Here is a 9,231-nt window from a genome sequence, read left to right on the forward strand (position 1 = left end):
TACCACCTTTTTCAGAAAATGTCACTAAGAAATCAAGCTATTGCTTTGATAAAGAGGCTGAGAGTGCTTGCTTTAAAAATTGAAAAGGGCTGAAAATGCTGAAAAGATACTGTTTTTATGGTATAATAATAAGGTATATCTAAACAGGAAAGAGATAGCTTTAATGCAAGACAGAAATCTAGTAGACGTTAATCTGACCAGTGAGATGAAAACCAGTTTCATCGACTACGCCATGAGTGTCATTGTTGCTCGGGCATTGCCAGATGTCAGAGATGGTCTCAAACCAGTTCACCGCCGTATTCTATATGGTATGAATGAACTGGGAGTCACGCCAGATAAGCCCCATAAGAAGTCTGCTCGTATTACAGGGGATGTTATGGGGAAGTACCATCCCCATGGTGACTCCTCGATTTATGAGGCCATGGTTCGGATGGCTCAGTGGTGGTCCTATCGGCACATGTTGGTGGATGGCCACGGAAATTTTGGCTCTATGGATGGCGATGGTGCGGCAGCTCAGCGTTATACTGAAGCACGTATGAGCAAGATTGCCTTGGAAATGCTCCGGGACATTAATAAGAATACAGTTGACTTCCAAGAAAACTATGATGGTAGTGAACGTGAACCCATGGTTTTACCATCACGCTTTCCTAACTTGCTTGTCAATGGGGCGACAGGGATTGCTGTTGGGATGGCAACTAATATCCCACCACATAACTTAGGTGAAGCTATTGATGCGGTTAAGCTTGTTATGGATAAACCAGATGCTACGACCAGAGATATCATGGAGGTCTTGCCTGGACCAGACTTTCCTACAGGTGCCCTTGTTATGGGAAAATCAGGGATTCACCGTGCTTATGAGACGGGCAAGGGGTCTATTGTACTGCGTTCGCGCACAGAAATTGAAACGACTAAATCAGGTCGCGAACGTATCGTTGTGACAGAGTTCCCTTACGGAGTTAATAAAACCAAAGTGCATGAACATATTGTTCGGTTAGCCCAAGAAAAACGTGTAGAAGGCATTACAGCTGTCCGTGATGAGTCCAGTCGGGAAGGTGTCCGCTTTATCATTGAGGTCCGTCGTGATGCCTCTGCCAATGTTATACTGAATAATCTCTTTAAACTAACAAGTTTGCAGACCAACTTTAGTTTTAATATGTTGGCGATTGAAAGTGGTGTGCCAAAGATTTTGTCTTTACGACAAATTATCGAGAATTACATTGCCCACCAAAAAGAAGTTATTGTTCGTCGGACTCAGTTTGACAAGGAAAAGGCTGAAGCTAGAGCCCATATTTTAGAAGGCTTGCTAATCGCTCTGGACCATCTAGATGAGGTTATTGCTATTATCCGTGGCAGCCAGACTGACGCAGAGGCTCAGGCCGAATTAATGTCGCGTTTTGATTTGTCTGAGCGGCAAAGTCAGGCTATTCTTGATATGCGTCTGCGCCGTTTAACCGGTTTGGAACGCGATAAAATTCAAAATGAATACAATGACCTCTTGGCTTTGATTGCTGATTTAGCTGATATTCTGGCCAAGCCAGAGCGAGTTGTTAATATTATTAAAGAAGAGATGGACGATATTAAGCGAAAATTTGCTGATGGTCGTCGCACCGAGCTGATGGTGGGGGAAGTGCTCTCACTGGAAGACGAAGATTTGATTGAAGAAGAGAATGTCCTGATTACACTCTCGAATAAGGGGTATATCAAACGCTTGGCCCAAGATGAGTTTAGAGCTCAGAAGCGCGGTGGCCGTGGTGTTCAAGGTACTGGTGTCAATGATGATGATTTTGTTCGTGACCTAGTTTCAACCAGTACCCATGATGCGGTGCTCTTCTTTACGAATCAAGGTCGAGTCTATCGCCTCAAAGGCTACGAAATTCCAGAATATGGTCGAACAGCCAAGGGATTACCGGTTGTCAATCTCTTGAAATTAGCAGAAGGTGAGACTATCCAGACGATTATTAGTTTGGAGCAGGGATCAGTAACTGAGAAATCCTTCTTCTTTACAACAAAACAAGGTTTGGTTAAACGAACAGGAGTTTCTGAATTTGCCAATATTCGCCAGAATGGTCTTAAGGCTCTTAATCTTAGAGAAGGTGATGAACTGATCAATGTCCTCTTGACTAGCGGTCAGGATGACATTATTATTGGAACGCAGTTTGGTTACTCTGTGCGCTTTAATGAGACTACTGTCCGCAATATGGGACGCAGTGCTACAGGTGTCAAGGGAATTACCCTGCGTGATGGGGACTTAGTTATTGGTGCCTCAGTCATCACCGAAAATCAAGAAGTACTGGTGATTACAGAAAAAGGTTATGGGAAACGCACCCAAGCGTCTGAATATCCTACTAAGGGCCGCGGTGGTAAAGGAATTAAGACAGCTAATATTACGGCTAAAAATGGTCAGTTGGCTGGTCTGGTAACCATCAGGGGTGAGGAGGATATCATGATTATGACTGATACAGGTGTTATTATTCGTACAGGCGTGTCTGATATCTCTCAAACCGGCCGCTCAACAATGGGAGTTAAGGTGATGCGTCTAGATGACCAATCCAAGATTGTAACCTTTGCGCTTGTCGACAATGAGGAAGAAGAAAAGGAAGGACAAGACACTGATGGCCAAGACTAATACGACACAGCATCACAGCCGTAAAAGACAGGATAAGTCGCGTGCTTCTGGAAAAAGGTCTCGTTCTTGGTTGCGTACGATACTGATTATTCTTCTTATGTTGCTTGGGTTGGCACTGATTTTTAACCGCTCCATTCGAAACTCAATAATTGCTTGGAATACAAATAAGTATCAAGTATCTAAGGTATCAAAGCAGACTTTGAATAAAAACAAGAAAGCAGACGTGACCTATGATTTTGATTCTGTAGAATCTATCTCTGCCCAGTCCGTTCTTTCCTCACAAATGGATGCTCAAAATCTGCCGGTTATCGGTGGTATTGCTATTCCGGATTTGGAACTGAACTTACCAATCTTTAAGGGGCTTGGCAATACTGAGTTATCGTACGGAGCAGGTACAATGAAGGAGAATCAGGTCATGGGGGGCGAAAATAACTATGCTTTAGCTAGTCACCATGTTTTTGGTGTCACTGGTGCTTCGAAAATGCTGTTTTCTCCCTTAGAAAATGCCAAGGAAGGTATGGAAATCTATGTAACGGATAAAAATACCGTTTATACCTATATCATTGCAGAGGTTAAAACAGTTGATCCGACGGATGTTGCTGTGATTGATGATACACCCGGTGCTAAGACTTTAACCTTAGTTACTTGTGACGATGCCGAAGCATCACACCGTATTATTGTCAGTGCTAATTATAAAGAAGAAACAGCCTATAATAAGGCCTCACCTAAAATCATTTCAGCCTTTAACCGTTCTTACAATCAATTATCGATGTAAGAAAAATCAGCTTCTGCAAGATGCAGAGGCTGATTTTGAATTTCTAAAAATAAAGGCTTGCCCACTTTGAAGGGGGAAGGCAGGCCTAGTATTTTCATGAAAATTGTTAAGGAAGCATCTCATTCATATTCAATAAAGCTTTGCTTTCTCTGATACTCATTTGATTTGAATCGGAATTTGATCTATCTGGAAAAACTATAAAAAGGGAGAGGACTCAAATACAATTTTTTGAAATTGATGAATCCTCTCACCCTCCCTATTTTGATAATTTTGTTTGGTTCAGTACTGACAAAACTTAAAATTTTATTCCTTAATAGCTTAGAAAGAACCACAATTCAGAAATAGCTCATCATACTAAAATGGGGAAGGAGCCCCTTACTATTGAATTATAGAATCGATATTTTTTAGCAATTAGGTAGTGAGATTAGTAGGCCTCACCGCCACAAAAGAAAATACTACCGCCGAGAAGACCAAATGCAGCAATTCCTGCGAGACATTGGCTAACAGCATCACCACCGTTAATCTCAGTTAAAAACTTTTCGTCTATTACATCAAATTGTTCAAATGCTAATGTTTTCATCATATAAAAACCTCCTTGTAAAAAATTTTATACCTTCCAAAGCGAGCGGTACCAATTCGTTTGTCAGATACATTTTCATTTTAGTATATCTTAAGTGAAATTCAAGAGGAGGAGTCTACTTGTTAGAAAGGCTTAGTTATTTCGTAAATACGATAATAATTTTCTCGAAGTTTACTTAAACATTGGGGGTCAAGCTTCTAAATAATCATAATAGAAAAACTAAGCATGACACCGAAAAGTAGAATAGAATGCAAGAATTAGGGAGTTCTTTAGCAGTGTTTTTCCTATGCTGATAATTTTCCAAGCTACCTTTTCCTTTAAAGATAAGTTATAATAAAAGAAAACAGTTTTGCATTCTTTAGTAGCTAGGTGAAAGGGAGATCGTATGCGGAAGTTTTTACAGGTAAGCTTTTATGAGCTATCATTTTATGTCGAAATTTTGATTTCTCTTATTTTAATGGTCGTTCTTGTCATCTCGACGGGCTCTTTGGCCATGAATGTTATGGGAATTTTTAATTCCCAAGCCTCTATCGAAGAGTATTTGCAGCATTTTCTCAATCAAGCTATGAGCATTGCTATCGGCGTTGAGCTGATAAAAATGCTGAGTAAGCATACCTCTGCCACCATCATTGAGGTTTTACTCTTTGCTATAGCTAGGCATGTTGTCATAGATCAAAGTAGCGGCCTGAATTCTCTGTGGAGTATTTTGGCTATTGTAGCCTTGTTTGCAACTCGTAAATATTTGTTTACTAATTTTGATGATTCTACTAATATTATTGTCCGGGGAAGTCAAAAGGTTAAGATTGCCAATATTTTAGCACGTGTCAATTTGGTTGGTGAGAAGGGTGAATTATTAAGGGATTTTGTTGTCCGTCACTTGGAGGCCGAAGAAAAGCATGTTACTATCGGCGCAGCTGTCTATTTAAATGATGTTGCCCTGCGGGTTGATAGTATGAAAAACGGTCTGATTACCAGAGTGGAAATCATAAAATCACTTTCATGATGTAATGATGTAACAAGCAAGTTCAAGTTTCTTCCCTTACGGTAACGCACTAGGCCTGTAGTAAGGAACCTCCTGGGTCGAGGCAATAAATAAGAAATAAGTTTTTCTATATATCGTAAGATTGTAAGCTAAAAAGGGTTTCCGGATAGGAGACCCTTTTCTTGTCTAGGATTTGATCTAATCAAATTAGCCAACGAAGGCATTAATTTCAGACTCAATTGCTGCGATTTTAGCTTTAGCATCTTCTTGTGAAGTACCGACTGTAGCAATATAAAATTTAATTTTTGGTTCGGTACCAGATGGGCGTACGGCAATCCAAGCGTCATCTGCTAGGCTATATTTAAGGACATTGCTAGGCGGAGTGGTCAATTTTTCAACGACACCATCTTGACTGGTCGCTGTTAACTCAAGGAAATCCTCTGTCTTGATAATATCGGTATGATTAAATTGTTTAGGAGCATCCTTGCGAAATTTATCCATGATTTTCTTGATTTCAGATGCGCCATCAACACCTGAAAGAGTAACAGAGATGGTTTTCTCTGCATAGTAACCATACTCTTTGTAGATTTCAGCGATACCGTCTGCTAAGGTCATGTCCCGAGAGCGATAGTAGGCTGCGATTTCAGCGACAATGAGGACAGCTTGAATAGCGTCTTTATCGCGTACAAACGGTTTAATCAGATAGCCGAAACTTTCTTCAAAGCCAAACATATATGTGTGATTATGTTTGTCCTCAAATTCCTGAATCTTTTCAGCGATGAATTTGAAGCCAGTTAGGACATTGAACATGGTAGCTCCGTAACTTTCAGCAATCTTGGTAACCAATTCGGTCGATACGATTGATTTAGCTAGAGCAGCATTAGCAGGCAGAGTGCCAGCTGTTTTATGAGCCTCTAAAATATACTTAGCAATCAAGGCACCGATTTGGTTGCCTGTTAGATTAAGATAAGAGCCATCAACTTGACGAATTTCAACACCGAGACGGTCTGCATCGGGGTCAGTAGCCACCAAAACATCAGCATCAGCCTGACGTCCCAAATCTTCAGCTAGAGCAAAGGCTGATTGGTTTTCAGGATTTGGCGATTTAACTGTTGAAAAATCAGGGTCAGCGACCGCCTGAGCTTCGACAACCTGAACAGAGTCGAAACCAGCCTGAGCCAGCGCGCGGCGAGTCAACATTTCACCTGTACCATGCAGAGGTGTGTAGACAATCTTCATATCCTTACCGTACTCATCAATAAGATTTTGGTTAATATTGACAGCTTTGACTTCTTTAAGATATTCCTTATCAACATCTTCACCAATGACTGTGATAAGGCCTGCTTCCTTAGAAGTTTCAAGTTCAGCCAACTGAATATCAAAAGGATTATCAATTGAACGGATAAAATCAGTCAGGGCATCAGCATCAGCTGGCGGCATCTGACCACCATCTTCACCGTACACTTTATAGCCATTGAATTGCTTAGGATTGTGACTGGCAGTTACCATGATGCCAGCAAAGGCTCCAAGGTGGCGGACAGCGAACGATAGTTCAGGTGTAGGACGGAGACTTTCAAAGACATAGGACTTGATACCGTGCTGTGCCAGTACTTGAGCCGATTCAAAGGCAAATTCTGGGGAAAAGTGGCGAGAATCATAGGCAATAGCAACACCACGCTGTTTAGTAGCATCCCCCTTTGTTTCGATAAGTTTGGCTAAGCCTTCGGTGGCCTGACGTACCACGTAGATGTTGATACGGTTAGTACCGGCACCAATAATGCCGCGCATACCGGCGGTTCCAAACTCAAGGTTAGTATAAAAAGCGTCCTCCTTGGTCTTTTCATTCATGCTGACGAGTTCGTCGCGGAGATAGTCAGGAAGAGCCGCAAAATTAAGCCATTTTTGATAGTTTTCAGTATAAGTCATGATTGCCTCCTCTATATTTTTAACCGCTTTCATTATATCATATCAGCAGGATGACTTCAAGATTGGGGAAAGCCACTAAGCGTGGGGTCATATTCACCGCTTCCTGCTATATCGCAGGGAAAGCGCTTTTTACATTCTCTTTCTTTTAGCAAGAGCGGGAGGACAGTCTGCTTTTATTAGTTGATTTGAACGAGCAGTTTGGCAGGGTGATTGATTGTTACCTTAGCAACAAATAGAAAAGTGAGAGAATTTAAATCCTTTGAGTTGCTGATTTCTTATAGATCATCTGATAACTTCATGATTTTGTGGGTATGACAAAGTCATCAGAGCTATGTGCCTTAAATCCAAGGTTTTTGTTGCCCCTTGTTTTAAGTCATGTTCGGGCATTAAAAAACATCAGCACTGATCAATGCTGATGCGATGGAGAAGTGTAATAGTTAATATTTTAAGCGCTGAAGTACAGGTACTGTAGCAGTTGTAACTACAGCCGCGATCAACATTTCAGCAATAGCATTGTTAGTGAAAACAGCAGCTAGAAGTGTTTGGATATTGCCGGAATACACTCCCGAGAAGAGAAGATAAATTCCTAAAAAGACAAAAACGGTATTGGTCAGAGCTCCTGATAGTCCTGAAAGGAACAGTCCTGTACGAGTGGATAATACTTTATAGATAAAATAAGGAAAAATACCGATTAAGATGCGTGGAATTAGGGCAACGATCAAGGATCGCCAGTTACCATCGGGTGCAAAGGGAGAGAAGAGGTAGCTGGTTGGAAGGATGATGATGCTGTTGCGAACAACACTCATTATTCCCATGAAGCCACCGAGAGTGGCGCCGATTTTAGGACCGTAAATAATAGAGGCTATAATAACAGGGATAGAAGTAATGCTTGGTTTAATAGGAAGTGGAAAGGCTGCAAATATCATCTGGCTGATAAATTCAATAACAACCATTGTTGCTAAAAGCAGTGAAATCTGTGCAACTTGACGCGATTTATTTTTCTGATTCATCTAGAGCCTCCTCGATGACTTCTATAATATCTGACAGTTCAGCTAGGGCACCGCGACCGATATCGCCGCAGGCTAACAGACTGGACCGTGGCTGAATTTCTTGATAGCCAATCTCATTTAAAATAGATAGATTACGCTGAGTTAAAGGGTTGTCATACATTTTTGTATTCATAGCTGGGGCTATGAATTTAGGAAGATCGTTTGGGAGTGCAAGGGCTGTTGCGGTGATCATGCTGTCTGCTAAACCGTTAGCCAGCTTGGCGATAGTGTTAGCAGAAGCCGGAGCTAGAACAAAGAGATCAGTCTCTTTACCAAGCTCAATATGATTGATACGGTCTGCTACCTTCTCTTCCATGACATCGGTATAGACCGGATTTTTGGACAGCACTTGCAAGGTCAGCGGTGTGATAAACTTGGTAGCTGCCTCTGACATTATAATCTGTACATTGTAACCTAATTTTTTTAGCTGACTGGTTAAATCAGCCGATTTGTAGGCTGAAATAGAACCCGAAACAGCTAGTAAAATAGTTTTAGCCATGTGTTACCCTTTCTAAAATTAGAGCAGCAATAGCCTCTTTGGTATCTGCTCTGAACTCCTCAGTCTCAGAGACCAAATAGCCTACATGCTTATTAAAACCAATATCATTAAGGTCATTGGCAAGAATATAATCAGCATGATTCTTAATCAGGCTCTCACGAGCAACTGCAATCAGTTCTTCATGGGGGGCATCTACTAAGAGTTTAAAACCTACAAGCCTGATAGCTGGGTTCCAAGACTTAATCAGGCTGATAACCTTTGGGGTTTTAGCCAAGAAAAGTACTTGATAATCAGCTTTGCTGGAGATTTTAGCTTCTTGGTTTTGTTTGTTTAAGAGTTGTGCTGGGTCGCTTACTGACTGTAGTTCTGCTAAGTCAGTCATGTAAACCGGTGTGTAATCTGATACAGCCATACTGTGAATGAAAACATCTTGGCTTTTAACTAAAGGTTCTAATACATTTATTAAAGAAGAAACGTTAGTAATTTCATGAATTGTTAGTTTAGGATGTTTGGCAGGTTTGATAGCAGATTTGACGGTAACCAAAGTGACCTCGTGTCCCGCTTTTAAAAAGCACTCAGCTATCACTTTACCAAGTGAACCTGTGGACTGATTAGTAATCTTACGAACTGAATCAATAGCCTCAGAGGTTCCTCCCGATGTTATCAAAATTTTCATAGCTGTATTGTACAAAATTACCTAATATTTGTAAATGATTTAGCCCGCGAGAACAGCGGTTCTGTACGAGGTTGGTGTGATTGTATAGGTGAAGGAATTGAAGAAAATTTTTATATAA

Annotated in this window: 8 protein-coding genes; 3 read left to right on the forward strand and 5 right to left on the reverse strand. The window is 41.0% G+C overall.

All coding sequences use genetic code 11. The annotated features are described in order from the left end of the window. The first annotated feature begins 163 nt into the window (after nt 1–163). Nucleotides 164–2,626, forward strand: a complete 2,463-nt coding sequence (gene gyrA, locus AC4HAO_RS10565; protein WP_491093883.1) for a DNA gyrase subunit A — start codon at nt 164–166, stop codon at nt 2,624–2,626. After that, nucleotides 2,613–3,401, forward strand: a complete 789-nt coding sequence (locus tag AC4HAO_RS10570) for a class A sortase (RefSeq protein WP_491093884.1) — start codon at nt 2,613–2,615, stop codon at nt 3,399–3,401. Before gyrA ends, AC4HAO_RS10570 begins: the two co-directional genes overlap by 14 nt. A 424-nt stretch (nt 3,402–3,825) precedes the next feature. On the opposite strand, the gene AC4HAO_RS10575 is transcribed toward AC4HAO_RS10570, so the two are convergent. Then, nucleotides 3,826–3,984, reverse strand: a complete 159-nt coding sequence (locus AC4HAO_RS10575; RefSeq protein ID WP_491093885.1) for a bacteriocin BlpI — start codon at nt 3,982–3,984, stop codon at nt 3,826–3,828. Nucleotides 3,985–4,366: 382 nt separating this feature from the next. Here AC4HAO_RS10575 and AC4HAO_RS10580 point away from each other — a divergent pair, with 382 nt between their 5' ends. Next, the gene (locus AC4HAO_RS10580) at nt 4,367–4,984 is read left to right on the forward strand and encodes a hypothetical protein (RefSeq protein ID WP_447452264.1); all 618 of its coding nucleotides are present in this window, start codon (nt 4,367–4,369) and stop codon (nt 4,982–4,984) included. Between the two features lie 186 nt (nt 4,985–5,170). Here the strand turns inward: AC4HAO_RS10580 and AC4HAO_RS10585 are convergent, their stop codons facing one another. From AC4HAO_RS10585 to AC4HAO_RS10600, 4 genes are all read right to left on the reverse strand, one after another. Continuing rightward, nucleotides 5,171–6,889 (reverse strand): phospho-sugar mutase, encoded by a 1,719-nt coding sequence (locus AC4HAO_RS10585; protein ID WP_491135336.1) that lies wholly within the window; start codon nt 6,887–6,889, stop codon nt 5,171–5,173. A 437-nt stretch (nt 6,890–7,326) separates the two neighbouring features. Beyond that, a complete protein-coding gene (locus AC4HAO_RS10590) occupies nt 7,327–7,899 on the reverse strand; it encodes an ECF transporter S component (protein WP_491093887.1) in 573 nt (190 codons plus the stop codon). Next, entirely contained in the window at nt 7,883–8,437 is a 555-nt protein-coding gene (coaC, locus tag AC4HAO_RS10595; RefSeq protein WP_491135337.1) for a phosphopantothenoylcysteine decarboxylase, read from the reverse strand. Before coaC ends, AC4HAO_RS10590 begins: the two co-directional genes overlap by 17 nt. Next, nucleotides 8,430–9,113 (reverse strand): phosphopantothenate--cysteine ligase, encoded by a 684-nt coding sequence (locus AC4HAO_RS10600; RefSeq protein ID WP_491135338.1) that lies wholly within the window; start codon nt 9,111–9,113, stop codon nt 8,430–8,432. The genes coaC and AC4HAO_RS10600 overlap by 8 nt, the downstream gene beginning before the upstream one ends. Nucleotides 9,114–9,231: the final 118 nt, after the last annotated feature.

The sequence above is a fragment of the Streptococcus sp. ELY_137 genome, assembly GCF_058314515.1.

Excerpts from the sequence above, each read along its gene's own strand:
- coaC (WP_491135337.1), bottom strand. The coding sequence starts at position 8,437 with ATGGCTAAAACTATTTTACTAGCTGTTTCGGGTTCTATTTCAGCCTAC.
- AC4HAO_RS10570 (WP_491093884.1), top strand. The coding sequence starts at position 2,613 with ATGGCCAAGACTAATACGACACAGCATCACAGCCGTAAAAGACAGGAT.
- AC4HAO_RS10590 (WP_491093887.1), bottom strand. The coding sequence starts at position 7,899 with ATGAATCAGAAAAATAAATCGCGTCAAGTTGCACAGATTTCACTGCTT.
- AC4HAO_RS10575 (WP_491093885.1), bottom strand. The coding sequence starts at position 3,984 with ATGATGAAAACATTAGCATTTGAACAATTTGATGTAATAGACGAAAAG.
- AC4HAO_RS10580 (WP_447452264.1), top strand. The coding sequence starts at position 4,367 with ATGCGGAAGTTTTTACAGGTAAGCTTTTATGAGCTATCATTTTATGTC.
- AC4HAO_RS10585 (WP_491135336.1), bottom strand. The coding sequence starts at position 6,889 with ATGACTTATACTGAAAACTATCAAAAATGGCTTAATTTTGCGGCTCTT.
- AC4HAO_RS10600 (WP_491135338.1), bottom strand. The coding sequence starts at position 9,113 with ATGAAAATTTTGATAACATCGGGAGGAACCTCTGAGGCTATTGATTCA.
- gyrA (WP_491093883.1), top strand. The coding sequence starts at position 164 with ATGCAAGACAGAAATCTAGTAGACGTTAATCTGACCAGTGAGATGAAA.